The following is a 14,594-nucleotide window of genomic DNA, read 5'->3' on the forward strand; positions in this document are numbered from 1 at the left end:
AGACCCAAAGCCGGGCCTGTAGCTCAGTTGGTTAGAGCACGCGCTTGATAAGCGCGGGGTCACAGGTTCAAGTCCTGTCAGGCCCACCAGCAAAATCGATTATTGAGGGAAAGCGAAAATTGACATCTGCGTGGCAAAGAAAACGGTTGCTGAGAAGCAATCGCTTTCCAACAAAGTGGGTAGTTGAACAACAACAACTACAAAACACAAAAACATGCATACCAAGCAATGAGACAATACAGTAAGTCACGAAAGGGCTTTGTGGTATTGTGGAAGTGGTAACAAGCTTTTGCAATATGATGAAGTAAGTAAGGGCGTACGGTGAATGCCTTGGTGCCAACAGGCGAAGAAGGACGCGGCAAGCTGCGAAAAGCCTCGGGAAGCTGCAAGCAAGCGATGATCCGGGGATATCCGAATGGGGTAACCTGATCGAGGCAATACTCGATCGTTCATACCTGAATACATAGGGTATGAAACGCGAAACCCGCTGAAGTGAAACATCTCAGTAAGCGGAGGAAAAGAAAGAGAAATCGATTCCGTAAGTAGTGGCGAGCGAAAGCGGATGGAGCCCAAACCGAAGGTATTCCTTCGGGGTTGTAGGACCACGACCTATTCGACCATACTGGATAGTAGAACAGCCTGGAAAGGCTGGCCGTAGAAGGTGAAAGCCCTGTAGACGAAATCCAGAGTGGGAATTAGTGGTATCCTGAGTAATACATCACACGTGGAACGATGTATGAAACCGCGCGGACCACCGCGCAAGGCTAAATACTAGTTGGCGACCGATAGTGAACAAGTACCGCGAGGGAAAGGTGAAAAGAACCGCTGTGAGCGGAGTGAAATAGAACCTGAAACCGTATGTCTACAAAGTGTCAGAGCAGAGCAATCTGCGATGGCGTGCCTTTTGTTTAATGAGTCTGCGAGTCAGTGTTTGTGGCAAGACTAAGGGCTTCCGGCCCGGAGTCGCAGCGAAAGCAAGTCCGAACAGGGCGCAATAAGTCGCAGGTACTGGACCCGAAGCGGAGGTGACCTACCCTTGGCCAGGTTGAAGCATGGGTAAAACCATGTGGAGGACCGAACAGGTGAACGTTGAAAAGTTCTCTGATGAGCTGAGGGTAGGAGTGAAAGGCTAATCAAACCCCGTGATAGCTGGTTCTCTTCGAAATGCATTTAGGTGCAGCGTCACGTGCTGATGCGCGGGGGTAGAGCACTGACAAGGCTAGGGGGCACACCCGCTTACCAAACCTTATCAAACTCCGAATACCGTGCAATGGAACGTGGCAGTGAGACAGTGGGGGATAAGCTTCATTGTCGAGAGGGAAACAACCCAGACCAGCAGCTAAGGTGCCTAAATAACGCTCAGTGGAAAGGATGTGGGATTACACAGACAGTGAGGATGTTGGCTTAGAAGCAGCCACCATTTAAAAAATGCGTAATAGCTTACTCATCGAGTGATCCTGCGCCGAAAATGATTGGCGATCAAGCGTTATACCGAAGCTCTGGACTTTGCCGCAAGGCAGAGTGGTAGAAGAGCGTTGCATGCGCGTCGAAGGGTGATGGCGACTGACCCTGGAGCACATGCAAGTGAGTATGCAGACATGAGTAACGTTAAGCCGGGTGAAATCCCCGGCCGCCGTAAACCCGAGGTTTCCAGGGCAACGTGTTTCGTCCCTGGGTTAGCCGGGACCTAAGCCGAGGCCGAGAGGCGTAGGCGATGGACATCAGGTTAATAATCCTGAGCTCGCGACCCTTAAACTGGGGGGACGCATGAGAAAAGATGACTAGGTTATTGAATTCCGAGTTGAGTCTACGGACTCAGCGCATCATTGGATCGAGTGCCAAGAAAAGCCCCAGCGTATGCTAAGCGACCCGTACCGCAAACCGACACAGGTGGGTGGGTAGAATATACCAAGGCGTAAGAGTGAAACCTGGTTAAGGAACTCGGCAAATTAGCCCCGTAACTTCGGAAGAAGGGGTGCCTGCAGCGATGCAGGCCGCAGAGAAATGGCCCAACCGACTGTTTATCAAAAACACAGCACTCTGCAAAGACGCAAGTCGAAGTATAGGGTGTGACACGTGACCAATGCCGAAAGATTAAGGCAAGGGGTTAGCCGCAAGGCGAAGCTCTGAACCCAAGTCCCGGTGAATGTCGGCCGTAACTATAACGGTCCTAAGGTAGCGAAATTCCTTGTCGGGTAAGTTCCGACCTGCACGAATCGTGAAACGAGTTGGGCACTGTCTCAACCAGGCGCTCAGTGAAATTGTAGTGGCGGTGAAGATGCCGCCTACCCGCAGAAGGACGGAAAGACCCTATAGACCTTAACTGTAAGCTGTCATTGTTTCTTCGGTTTTAATGCTCAGAGTAAGTGGGAGACGCTGAAGACGCCCTTTAGGGGGCGTCCGAGTCATCAATGAGACACCACCCTTTGAAACTGGAGGATCTAACCCTGAGCCGTGAATCCGGCCAGAGGACCGTGTCAGCCGGTCAGTTTTACTGGGGCGGTATCCTCCCAAAGAGTAACGGAGGAGCGCGAAGGTGGGCTCAGCCCGGTTGGCAACCGGGTGTCGAGTGCATGGGCATAAGCCCGCCTAACTGTGAGACCAACAAGTCGAGCAGATGCGAAAGCAGGCCCAAGTGATCCGGCGGTAGAAAGTGGAATTGCCGTCGCTCAACGGATAAAAGGTACCTTAGGGATAACAGGCTGATCACGCCCAAGAGTTCATATCGACGGCGTGGTTTGGCACCTCGATGTCGGCTCGTCGCATCCTGGGGCTGGAGAAGGTCCCAAGGGTCCGGCTGTTCGCCGGTTAAAGCGGCACGCGAGCTGGGTTCAGAACGTCGCGAGACAGTTCGGTCCTCTATCCTCTGTGGGCGTTGGAAAATTGAGGGGTTCAGACCTTAGTACGAGAGGACCGGGTCTGACGCACCACTGGTGCATCGGTTGTACTGTCAAGTGCATGGCCGAGTAGCTAAGTGCGGACGGGATAAGCGCTGAAAGCATCTAAGCGCCAAGCCCTTCCCAAGATGAGTTTTCCCTACAGGTTCGTGGAAGACCACCACGTTGATAGGTCGCAGGTGTAAGTGCAGCAATGTATTGAGCCAAGCGATACTAATTACCAATTGACTTCATCATATTACATCACTCCCCGTCGTGAATGAACACTTGCTCTTGTCTCATTCTCCTATGCATGATCTCAACCACCAGCCACGCAGATGTCAGTTTACGCTGAATGCCCCCTTCCCAAAAATCTTCTTAGACTCATACTAACCCATTAAAAAAATCCCACACTCGAAAGCCCCAATGCTGGGCTCCCGGGCAGGCAGGATGAAGATCGATGAAAGTCCCTTCCCCCTGAAGCCCGGTGGCCAGAGCGCAGTGGTCCCACCCGGTCCCGTTCCGAACCCGGAAGTGAAACGCTGCCGCGCCAATGGTAGTCGGACGATAGGTCCCGCAAGAGTAGGTCGCCGCCGGGATTTTTTCCCATCAGGCCCCGCCAGTCTCCAGACTCGCGGGGCCTGTTCGCTTCTTGCTCTCTCTTAATCCTCTCTATCTTTTTTACTGCCAAATTTTCCTCTCTTTGCCTCTTTTCGGTAGGGACTCATGAGGTCGGTTTTTGAATCCGGTTGTTTCTGTTCACAGGATGCAATAGGTAGCGTATAAGAGTTTTCTATTATTCTTTAAGTGCGTTTCACTTCGCAGAAGAACTTCTATTTTCTCTGTCTGAAACTGTTAATATTTCTCTCTTTCAAAAAATTAGCTCGACAGCGGATTCAAAAACCGCTATTCGTCATGCGTCATGACTAGAGTGTTTTTTCTATTCTTGGAACTATAGCTGCTGCCGGAGTTGCGTTAGGCGACACTACCCTTACTTATGATGCATTGTTGCAATCTTCGGATGGATGGGAGTTGTCTGTAGGGAGAAGTGGCCGCAATACGATTCAAATAGCTAATGGAACAGCTTCCTGCCCTTCCTCTAACTGGGGACAGGCCGCTGCCGTCACCACGCTGAGTGAAGGTATCCTGCTGGCAAATGAACAGGATACATTTACATTTTCTTTTGATATTACCACTAATGGAACTACAAATGCTGCCGCCATGGTGTCGTTTGTAGGTTCGGAAACGGCTGTCTGCCTGGGAACGAGCGCCTATAACGGAACAATTGGTTATGGCACGTCAGACAATGTTTCCGCCAGGGCTTACTCTTTCCAAGGCGCATGGGATGCAAACGGCAGTTTTGTATCACCTTCGAGCTCTTTAACCACGATAGGTTCTAATGAAACCGTTACCATTTCCGGAGGCATCTCCTGGAAAGATGGCCAGTTTGTGCTGGATTTGTCAGCAAATGGTGGAACGGGAAGTATAGAGTTGGGTGATAGCGTCTCCATTGATAAAGTGCTTCTCCAATTGGACGGTCCCAACTCTTCTGCCGTGCCTTCTATTTCCAATCTTTCCATGTCTGCGTATCTGGTCCCGGAACCGGCGACGGCTTCCCTGAGCCTGCTGGGCTTGGCGGGACTGGCCATGCGGAGGCGCAGAAGGCAGGAAGCCTGATCCGATAGAGGCGGGAAAAGGGAGCGAGAATGCTACCCATGTGCCTCTGCACCATGATCATTCAGAATATTATTTGACGAACCCTTGGAAGAAAATGATTCTTCCGGGGGTTCTTTTTCTTAATGATTCCTCGGAAACCTTGAATGGGACTTTTAAGATTACTGGTCTTTTCCCTCATCTCTTTATTCATTCTCCTACGGGTGATAGTTGACGGTTGAAAAAGAAAATTCCCGCAGCTATAGTCGCCCTTGGGCAAATGTAACTCAAATGATTCGTTTTCTATCCTTTTTATTCCTTCTGTGCTTTTCTTCTGTATGTTCTGCAAAAGAATTGAAGATTTTTTTGCTGACGGGCCAATCCAATTCCCTGGGAGCGGTGAAGGGCAGTCCTGCCGCTCTGGAGTTGTTAAAAAAGTATGAGCCGAAGGAAACACTGTACTGGCATGAAAATTTTGGGCAAAGGGAAGGCGTGTTTCCCGGCGCTTCCACATCCTGGGAACAGGTAAGGCCTGCTATGCCGCGTTATAACGGCAATTTATGCATGGGGCCGGAATACGGGTTTGCTTTTACTCTGGAGAAGAATGGTTGGTTTAAGGACGCGGACGTTGCGGTCGTAAAAGCTTCCCGGGACGGCGGCGACAATTCCCATTGGCGGAAAAACGGCCAGGCTTACAGAACGCTGGTGCAGGCCGTCAAAAATGCCTGTGCGGGTGTGGACAGGTCCAAGTATTCCAAAGTGGAGTTTGCCGGACTTTTGTATTTGCAGGGGGAAAGCAATGGCGGCGCTTCCGTTCCGGAGAGCGCCTCCCGTTTTCTGGAGCTTCTGGGCAATCTGGCGGCAGATCTGAAACCGTATGGGGATACGTCCGCGCTGGCCGCGCAGAAAGCCGTTGTTGGAGAAAATGCCAATTGGGCCGGAAAGAATGAGTCTGATCCGGAAACGGGCAACCTTACCGGAGGCCTGGAAGGGCGCGACACGGAAGTTCAGGGAAAGACAACCCGGCAGGTGATGAAGGATCTGGCAGAATCCCGCCCATCCCTGGGCTATGCTCCTACCCGCGATCTTCCCAAGCTGACCGCGGGGGATCAGATGGGAGTGCATTACAACGGCCAGTCCCAGATTTGCATAGGAGCCCGTTTTGCTTATGAAGCCGCCCGGTTGGCCGGGAAGGATGCCGGCTCCGTACGCAGCGGCCGTTATGATCTTCCTCTGAGTTCTCCGGACGCGTGGATGAACCGGAAAATGCCGGGGAAGAACGTGTGCGTGTGGAACGTGGCTTCTTCCGTAAAACCCAGTCTGGTGTCGGGAGTGGTGAAATTGTTTGGAATTCGTGTGGAAGATCCGGCCGTCAATACCGTTATTGTCCGGAGCAAGGGAGGGTCCGGAGACCGTTTGGTAATCGGCCCGGGAGGTATTCGTCTGGCGGAAGGAAAAAATTTGCAGTTGAGGGCAAATGTACAACTGGCGGGCCGGCAGTCCTGGAATATTCCGGGCGGTTCTGCCGTGGAGATTAAGCCCTCGCTGGTTCAGGAAAAAACCATGCCTGTCCGTTTGTCCGGCCAGGCGGAGGTGCATGTGGCCCGCGCGGAAGGCGGCGGAGAAACGGCGGAAGCGGCCCGCGTCGTATTGGAACAGGTGCTGCCTTCTGCCCTGAAATGTTCCTGGACATTGTCCGGAAAGGTGGAAATGACTCTGAAGGGTATGGAAGGGAAGGCCGTGAATTTGGGCAAAATCCTCGTCAAGCAGGGCGCTGTACTGAATCTGAATGGCTCCAGACCTGTTGCGGGCAGTGTCGTTAATCAGGGCGGCACGGTGAATCCGTAATTGCGTGCCGGACTTTTTCCAGCGGAGGACGGAGTAAAAAATGCGTTTTTTCTCCGGAGGGTTTGTGTGGGCTTTTTTCTTATTCACAGGGGAGGTTCGGCCGGGAATCCGAGCAGGGGCGTAAACGGCGGCATTTTTGCCCCGGTTTATTCACATGCAATTCTGGTTGGGGAATATTGATCATTAAGTCTACTGTACTATATTTGGCGTACTTTTTCCTTTATGGATGCGTTATGTGGTAGTATGGTCGCGCCATGAGATGCGTTCAGTGCGGTCATTTGGAAGATAAAGTCATTGATTCCCGTATGTCTAAAGACGGGACGACCATCCGCCGCCGCCGCGTCTGCCTGAGGTGCGATTACCGTTATACGACCTATGAGCAGATTGAACGCACGGAGTTGCGCGTAGTCAAAAGGGATAATCTGAGAGAAGCCCTGAATCGTGAAAAGATTTTACGCGGCCTGGTAAAAGCGTGTGAAAAAAGGCCCGTCAGCATGGACCGCCTGGACCGCGCCGTGGAAGAGATCATTTCCGAATTGCACCGTGACCATTTACGCGAAGTTCCTTCCAGCGAAATAGGCAAGAAGGTGATTGAAAAATTGTACGCCATTGATCCCGTGGCGTACATCCGCTATGTGTCCGTGTACCGCCAGTTTTCCAATGTGGAGGAATTTATTCAGGAGATCACGCAGATGCGCCACCAGACGCTCATAGATCCCCTGCAGCGCAAGCTTCCCATTCTTTGAAGTTCCCTGTTCCATGATTGGCTTCCGAAACAACAGACCGCTGCTCAAGCTTGGTGATTGCCTGATTACCGAGTACGGGGAGCAATGGCTGGCGGATGCCCTGGAGCATGCCGCCCGGCGCGCCGGGACAACCCTGCCGTTCAAGGAAGATCTGCTGGCCTCCGTGCGCTATTATCTGGAGCATGAGTGCGATTTGTCCGTCATGAAGGTGTCTGAGCTGTATGCGCGCCTGCGCCGCATGCTCACGGAAGTGGGCCTGGAGCACCTTGCAAGGGAGCTTAGGGAGGAGACGCCGCCCATGACGGTCTGCGTTGCGGAGATTGCCCGCAGCGTGCCGTTCTGGTTGTTTTTCGCCTGCGAGCTGAAAAAGCAGGTGGAGGAATTGCGGGGGCACGGCATTACCAGGTATTGCTTCACAGGCAGGAAGGAATGCGTGATGGCTCTCCGGGGAAGGAAGCGCTGGGACCGTTCCTGCCAGTCTCTGCTGGAAGACCTGGACTTTCTTCTTTCCCGCTATGAGGAGCAGGCGGCGGATTGTTAACGGGACTTATCCGGTCCGTATTGAAGTATTCAGCCGCGCAGCTCAGCAGGTTCCGCTTTCCCGGCTGATGGAGCCGGTTCGGAGCGCTGCGCGTTTCCGCTTTTCATGAGCATGTGAGGCCATTCCACTTTTCTGGAATGGCCCCAATAGGAGTTAACAGGCCGTATTGCGCCGCCGCCTGATCCCGGAGATGAACCGGATGAGGGAATGCAGGAGGCTTTCCCCCATTTTTCCCCAAGATTGTTATTTCTGGCGGTTTGCAACAGGGGCAACCTCACCCGTTACAGGTGTTTGGGCGCGGGGCCGTCAATGATTTTGCGGGCCCGGTTCAGGGCGGCGTCAATATTCTCGCAGATATTATAGCGTTTCAGCTCCCGGTAAAAGGGCGCGTGGCGGATGACGTCCAGAGGCTGGGGCTGCACGCCGCAGACCAGCAGGGTGGAGCCGTGCTCCCGGCACTGGTGGCAAAAGTCGGAAAGGACGTTCAGGCCGGTGGCGTCCAGAGCGGGAACCAGGCGCATGCGCAGGATAACCACCTTGGTATCGTGCTCCAGCGTTTCCAGTACCTGGTCTTTGAATTGCTCCACGGCGCCGAAGAAGAAGGGGCCTTTCACGTCGAAAACTTCCACGCCTTCCGGGATGTCCAGCTTGGAAGCGGAACGGCCTCCGTCATCTTCCTCATCATTTTCCAGCAGTTCGTTTTTGATGGCGGAAACATCGCTGATTTGGGCCATGCGGCCCATGAAGAGCAGGGCGGCCAGCACCACGCCCACTTCCACGGCTACGACGAGGTCCACAAAGACGGTCAGCAGGAAGGTGATCACCAGCACCGCCGCATCCTGCCTGGGCCCTTTCAGCAGACGGCTGAACGTGTGTATTTCACTCATGTTGTAGCACACTACCGTCAGGATGCCCGCCAGGACAGCCAGGGGAATCTGCTGGGCATAGTGGGCGAAGGCCATCAGAATGGCCAGGAGGGTCAGCGCGTGAATCATGCCGGAAACCGGGCTTTTAGCCCCGGCTTTGATGTTGGTGGCGGTGCGGGCAATCGCTCCGGTGGCCGGAATGCCGCCGAACAGGGCGGAGCCGATGTTGCCGATGCCTTGTGCAATCAGCTCCATGTTGGGCTTGTGGCGTCCTCCGGTCATGCCGTCCGCCACGGAGGCGCTTAACAGAGATTCGATGGCCGCCAGCAGCGCGATGGTGAAAGCAGGGGCCGTCAGCGCCCCCAGAGTGCTCCAGTCAATGCTGGGCAGGGAGGGCAGGGGAAGCGTGTTCGGGAGGCTGCCGAAGGCTTGCCCGATGGTTGTCACAGGTAACGAAAACGCCACGGAAACGGCCGTCATGCCCAGCATGCCCACCAGCATGGCCGGTATTCTGGGCCAGAAACGGCGGCTCAGCATGGTAATGATTACGGTGCCGGCGGCCAGCCCCAGCGCGGCCCAGTTGATGGTGTGGAAATAATGGAAGTAACACGCCCATTTTTCAATGAACTCTCCGGGAATTTTTTCCGTGATGGTGAGACCGAAGATGTCTTTAATTTGCGTGGAAAAGATTACCACGGCGATGCCGGAGGTGAACCCTGTGGTGACAGGGAAGGGAATAAAGCGGATGAGCGCCCCCATGCGGCAGAACCCAAAGATGATGAGGAAGAGGCCCGCCATCAATGTGCAGACCAGCAGGCCGGATGCGTGGTATTGCTCCAGGACGCCCATGATGATGATCACGAAGGCGCCGGTGGGGCCGCCTATTTGATATTTGCTTCCGCTGAACAGGGAAATGAGGAACCCGGCCACAATGGCGGTGATGAGACCCTGGGTTGGGGAAAGCCCGCATGCGATGGCAAAGGCCATGGCCAGCGGGATGGCTACTACACCGACGGTCAGCCCCGCAAAAAGGTCCGCCAGAAAGGTTTGTTTGGTATAAGTTTTGAGAGAGGAAAGAAGAGCAGGTTTGAACATGGCTGCCGGGATGGTTGGCCGGCTGCGGTGGATGCCGCCGCCAGCGGGGTTGAAGCGTCCCCTTCCTGCACCCGGAAGCGCGCCGCGGAGACGGACGGCAGGTTCTCTTTGTTCCCGTCCGCCTCCGCAGGCGGCGTTACTTGGAAAGGATGCCTTCCCAGTAGGCGATGCGGCGGCGGGTGTTGTCGGAATTGGGAGCCCCCGGGTTGGTACGCTGGGCGAAGGCTTTTGTCAATTCAAATACGTCGCGCGCGTCTGTTCCGTATGCATCTGAAATGGAAGCGAACTGTTCATCGCTCAGCTTGTTGAGCGGCGTGCCCGTGGAGATGCTCATGGCGACTGCCTTCCCGACCAGCTCATGGGCCTTCCGGAAGGGGACGCCGCGGCGTACCAGATAATCCGCCAGGTCCGTGGCCAGCAGCATGGGATCGGACGCCGCTTCCCGGGCCCGGGCCGTGTTCACCGTCATGGCGGCTATCATTTCCGCATTGACGTCCAGAGCCAGCTTGACCGTGTCAATGGAATCGAACAGGGGTTCCTTGTCTTCCTGAAGGTCGCGATTGTAAGTCAGGGGAAGCCCTTTGACGGCCACCATGACGGCGGTGAGGTTGCCGTACAGCCGCCCCGTCTTTCCGCGGGTGAGTTCCGCGACGTCCGGATTTTTCTTCTGGGGCATCAGGGAGGAACCCGTCGTATGGGCGTCGGACAAGGAAGCGAAGCCGAATTCCGCCGTGCACCACAGGATGACGTCCTCGCTCATGCGGGAGAGATGGGCTCCGACCACGGCCAGGTCAAAAAGGATTTCCATGATGTAATCCCGGTCGGCAATCGCATCCATGGAGTTTTCTGTAACGGCGTCGAACCCCAGTTCCACGGCAATTCCGTGGCGGTCCAGGCAGATGGTGGAGCCTGCGATGGCTCCGGAACCGAGCGGGGAGATGTTCAGGCGCCTGCGGCAGTCCTTGAGGCGGTCCGCATCCCGGTCCAGCATTTCCACGTAAGCCAGCAGGTGATGGCCCATGGTGACGGGCTGGGCGCGTTGCAGGTGAGTATAGCCCGGCATCATGGCATCCGCGTATTCCTTCGCCTTCATGACCAGGGCCCGCTGCAGATGGCGCACTTTTCCAAGGATTTCATCAATTTCCGCCCGGCAGTAAAGCCGCGTGTCCGTAGCCACCTGGTCATTGCGGGAGCGTGCGGTATGCAGCTTGGCGCCCGGAGCGCCGATGCGCCGGGTGAGTTCGCTTTCAATGTTCATGTGCACGTCCTCCAGTTCCCGGCTCCACAAGAAATTGCCTGCTTCAATGTCTTTCAGGATGTCTTTCAGGCCGGATTCAATGGCGTTGAATTCTTCCTGCGAAAGCAGGCCTGCCTTGAGCTGGGCCCGCGCATGGGCGATGGATCCGGCAATGTCCTGGCGGAACAGTCTCCAGTCGTAGGAGACGGATTCGCCGTAGCGTTGAACCAGATCAGCGGTTGGTTTAGAAAATCTGCCTTTCCACATGACCCCCATGTTGTGCCCCAGGAGCTTCCGTTTTGAAAGCCTGAAATGGGTAATAGAAGCAGATTCCGTAGAGCTGGGAAAGATCCGCATGCCTGAAAAACTGGAGTGGAGCCGGGAAAAGAGAAACGGCGCATGGCTGTTTTTTCCCTGTGGTGGACGGGAGTGAATATGTTATTATAGTGCCGTGTGTATGGATGACGAAATGCCTCTGAAGCGGGCGGATTTGCGGAAACGCGCGGAGAAAAAAGCCGCGGAGCTGGCCGCGAAAGGGGTGGAATTGCATCCCGTAACGGCTTCCGGGCGCACTCTGGCGAAAAGTTTCTGGGGGAAAGAATGGATGAAGAGCCTGTCCGCGTGCGAGGTGTACGGGATGCGGCTGGCCCCCGGCAGAACCTACCTGCGCTATGGCTGTGTTCTGGATCTTAAAACGCTCCCCGGCCGCATTGACGCGCTGGTGATGGGTGAACATTTGTATGAGGTTCACATCCAGGCCTGCCCCCCGGATGAAGAGGCGCTTACCCGGCTGCGCGCACGGTGCGCCGGACAGATCGGTTCCTGGATTGATCTGTTGAAAGGGAATTTGTCTTCCGAGCTGCTGGAAATCCTGTGTGCGCCGGAAGGCGGCCTGTTCCCCGCGCCGGAAGAGTGGCGTTTTTCCTGTTCCTGTCCGGATTGGGCGGATTTGTGCAAGCATGCGGCCGCAGCCCTGTACGCTTTCGGCGTGATGCTGGATAAGCAGCCGGAATTGCTGTTTACCCTGCGCGGAATGGACGCCTCCGTTTTGATTCCGAAGGCTCCGGAACCCGTTCCCGGAGGAGAGGACGCACTGGATATGGATGCCGGTTCCCTTTCGGATATATTCGGCATCAGTCTGGACTGATTATTGCCGCCGTGATTGCGGCGTTATTCCGGTTTTGAATAGCCAGGAGGGAAGGGGGTGGCCGTCCTTTTTCATGAACTGGCGGCGCATGGGAGTTTCCGGGCAGCCGGGCATGTCGCCGGACGTCTGCCAATGTTTCTGCATGAGGTCTGCCCGGGTGGAGAATGTTCCCGCTTTTTCCATGGTGCATTGCAGGTTCGGGAGGGCGGAAAAGCCCAGATAGAGAATCAGGAGGGTCCGATATTTCACGCTTCCCCGGCGGAGGGCCCGGAGAAAGAGCAGGGAAAGGAAGGGATAGAGGACGGCCGGAGCTTTAAAGAGAAGTTCATTGTTCATGATGCCCGTGCGGAAAAAGAGGCTGCCTGCCATCATGCCCAGCGTGATGTAGTACAACGGGTTTTTCCGGCATTTGGGGTAGAGGAGCGCCCCCGGCAGCAGAATTCCCAGGGCCAGGGCCAGCAGGAAGCTGGCGTATTTGACGGAACCGGGATGGAGCAGAAGCCGTTGCTGTCCGTAGTGGTAAATTTCCGCATAGTTTGCGTCAAACAGGCAGGAGAACTCTCCTCCCCCGTCCAAATGGGAGTAAAAGACGGCCATGACGGCCGTGCACAGGGCGGCGAGCCAGAAAACCGGCTGGCTCAGAAGGGAACGGAGACGGGAAAGCGGTTGCCGTGCCGGCGGGTAGCGGAACAGGGTTTCATACGCCATATACGGAAGGAGCAGAAGAGCGCCCAGCGGGGAGGACGGCAGCAGAAACGCCCCTGCGAGATAGTATCCGGAGGGAGACAGGGAGCGCGTCAGGACGAATACGGCGCACAATAGCGCCGGAACAGCATGGTTGAATGTGTTGAAGAGCTGGACGGGCATGCCGATCAACAGGACCATCTGGGCATTGTATTCCGTAAACAGGAAGGAGAGGGGAATTCCCAGGCAGTCCGGCGCCGCTGCCGGAGAGCCGAGGCAGAGGAGGATCAGCGCCCAGCGGGCCGTCTTCCGTATTCCCCAGCGGACGGCTGCCGCCAGCAGCGCCAGTTCCAGTCCAAGGAAGGTCCACAGGGCCAGCAGCCAGGGAGCCCATGAGGCCGGGCAGAAAGAAGCCGCCAGCGCCGGAGGCAGCCAATGGCCCAGGTAGTAGATGAAATGATGTCCGTCCTCCGTGACGAGGGGCCAGGAATTTGCTGCAAGGCGTTCATAAACGGCATTGCGGATGATAAAATCCGCGTGTTGCTGGCAGTGGCCCGTGAATCCGCACAACAGCACCAGCATCAGGCAGAAGAAGGAGAGAAGACCCAGCACGGCCAATCCGCGCCCGCTTAACGGAAGCCTTTGCGCCGGAAGATGCCGAGCGCAGGCGTACAGCCCGTATGCCAGTGCGGCGCAAAGCGGCGCGGAAAAGACCGGATGCACCCATCCCTGCAGAAAAAGGAGTAGGGGCAGCGCCAGGTACAACAGTCCCGCGCATAGCGGAAGGCGTGCGGGCAGGAAGAAGCGGGCAGACATGGCGCGGAACGGGAAACTGGTCGGCAGGGAGGAATCCAAAAGGCCAGCATGGCATATTTTGTTCCAAAGAAAAGGATGCAGTTACCTCCGGAGAATGAAAAAGCCCCGCGCCGCTTCGCGGCGGCCGGGGGTTGACGTTGCTTGATACCGGTTCCGGCAAAAGGGTCGGAACAGGCCGAATCCGTTGTCGTAGAATGGAGTTCAATCAGTACGAGAACACCTTGGCGGAGGGTCAGTTGAGGTAATGTTCCTTCAGCCACGTTATTTCTTCGCCGTGCCCGGCGTCGTCCCTGGGCGTTTCCAGGAAAAAGGGCAATTCCCGCAGAACGGGATGGTTGATGATGTTGATGAAGGCCTGTTCTCCCAGGGAACCCTTGCCGATGGTTTCATGGCGGTCCTTAAAGGAGGAGAAGGGCGTCATGCTGTCGTTCAGGTGGATGGCGCGCAGGCGTTCCAGGCCCAGCACGGCGTCGAAGTGTTCCAGTACGGAATCCAGTCTGTTGACGATATCATATCCGGCGGAATAAACATGGCAGGTATCCAGGCATACGCCCAGCTTGTCCTTCAGGTCTACCCGCTCCATAATGGCGGCCAGTTCTTCAAAGGTCCGGCCGACTTCGCTTCCCTTGCCGGACATGGTTTCCAGCAGAACAATGGTCGTTTGTTCCGGAGAAAGCACGCCGTTTAATTGGTCCGCCACCAGTTCAATGCCTTTTTCCGCTCCCTGACCTACATGGCAGCCGGGATGGAAGTTATAAAGATTTCCCGGCAGATGTTCCATGAGTTCCAGATCCTCTTTCAGTACCTGGGCCGCAAAACGGGCGACTCCGGAGTCTGCGGAACAGGGGTTCAGCGTGTAGGGGGCGTGTGCCAGCAGCGTTCCGAATCCGTTGTTCCGAGCTAATTCCAGAAAACGGGCAATATCCTGTTCGTCAATAGCTTTGGCTTTGCTCCCCCGCGGATTGCGGGTGAAGAACTGAAAAGTATTGGCGCCGATGGAGAGGGCAACCCGGCCCATGGCTTCATAACCTTTTGCGGAGGAGAGGTGGCATCCGATGTATGGCATGGCGGTAGGTTCGGAATGG

The 14,594-nt window shown here is 55.6% G+C and carries 10 protein-coding genes, 1 tRNA gene and 2 rRNA genes; 9 read left to right on the forward strand and 4 right to left on the reverse strand.

What is annotated here, in order from left to right:
• The first annotated feature begins 12 nt into the window (after positions 1–12).
• The 7 genes from O4G22_RS04380 (at position 13) to O4G22_RS04410 (ending at position 7,664) form a co-directional block, all read left to right on the forward strand.
• A tRNA-Ile gene (locus O4G22_RS04380) sits at positions 13–89 on the forward strand.
• Between the two features lie 209 nt (positions 90–298).
• Positions 299–3,134 (forward strand): 23S ribosomal RNA (locus tag O4G22_RS04385).
• Between the two features lie 225 nt (positions 3,135–3,359).
• A 5S ribosomal RNA gene (gene rrf / locus O4G22_RS04390) occupies positions 3,360–3,475 on the forward strand.
• A 406-nt stretch (positions 3,476–3,881) separates the two neighbouring features.
• Complete coding sequence (locus O4G22_RS04395; protein ID WP_306702261.1) at positions 3,882–4,553, forward strand: PEP-CTERM sorting domain-containing protein; 672 nt, start codon at positions 3,882–3,884, stop codon at positions 4,551–4,553.
• Positions 4,554–4,883: 330 nt separating this feature from the next.
• On the forward strand, positions 4,884–6,377 hold the full coding sequence (locus tag O4G22_RS04400) for a sialate O-acetylesterase (RefSeq protein WP_306702262.1): 1,494 nt from the start codon (positions 4,884–4,886) through the stop codon (positions 6,375–6,377).
• 254 nt (positions 6,378–6,631) lie between these two features.
• On the forward strand, positions 6,632–7,123 hold the full coding sequence (nrdR, locus tag O4G22_RS04405; protein WP_012419886.1) for a transcriptional regulator NrdR: 492 nt from the start codon (positions 6,632–6,634) through the stop codon (positions 7,121–7,123).
• 13 nt (positions 7,124–7,136) lie between these two features.
• Positions 7,137–7,664, forward strand: coding sequence for a hypothetical protein (locus O4G22_RS04410; protein ID WP_094136557.1), 528 nt, complete (start codon positions 7,137–7,139; stop codon positions 7,662–7,664).
• A gap of 281 nt (positions 7,665–7,945) precedes the next feature.
• Here O4G22_RS04410 and O4G22_RS04415 read toward each other — a convergent pair whose 3' ends face one another.
• The gene (locus tag O4G22_RS04415) at positions 7,946–9,625 is read right to left on the reverse strand and encodes a SulP family inorganic anion transporter (RefSeq protein WP_300771049.1); all 1,680 of its coding nucleotides are present in this window, start codon (positions 9,623–9,625) and stop codon (positions 7,946–7,948) included.
• A 136-nt stretch (positions 9,626–9,761) separates the two neighbouring features.
• Complete coding sequence (gene argH, locus O4G22_RS04420; protein WP_306702263.1) at positions 9,762–11,129, reverse strand: argininosuccinate lyase; 1,368 nt, start codon at positions 11,127–11,129, stop codon at positions 9,762–9,764.
• Here argH and O4G22_RS04425 point away from each other — a divergent pair.
• Positions 11,128–11,295 (forward strand): hypothetical protein, encoded by a 168-nt coding sequence (locus tag O4G22_RS04425; RefSeq protein ID WP_179218406.1) that lies wholly within the window; start codon positions 11,128–11,130, stop codon positions 11,293–11,295. The genes argH and O4G22_RS04425 overlap by 2 nt on opposite strands.
• Positions 11,296–11,319: 24 nt before the next feature.
• Positions 11,320–12,009, forward strand: a complete 690-nt coding sequence (locus O4G22_RS04430) for an SWIM zinc finger family protein (protein WP_306702264.1) — start codon at positions 11,320–11,322, stop codon at positions 12,007–12,009.
• Here O4G22_RS04430 and O4G22_RS04435 read toward each other — a convergent pair whose 3' ends face one another.
• On the reverse strand, positions 12,010–13,509 hold the full coding sequence (locus tag O4G22_RS04435) for a hypothetical protein (RefSeq protein ID WP_306702265.1): 1,500 nt from the start codon (positions 13,507–13,509) through the stop codon (positions 12,010–12,012).
• 232 nt (positions 13,510–13,741) lie between these two features.
• Positions 13,742–14,575: a deoxyribonuclease IV gene (locus tag O4G22_RS04440; protein WP_290488137.1), complete on the reverse strand. Its 834-nt coding sequence runs from the start codon at positions 14,573–14,575 to the stop codon at positions 13,742–13,744.
• Positions 14,576–14,594: the final 19 nt, after the last annotated feature.

The organism is Akkermansia muciniphila, from assembly GCF_030848305.1.
Taxonomy (GTDB): Bacteria; Verrucomicrobiota; Verrucomicrobiia; order Verrucomicrobiales; family Akkermansiaceae; genus Akkermansia; species Akkermansia muciniphila_A.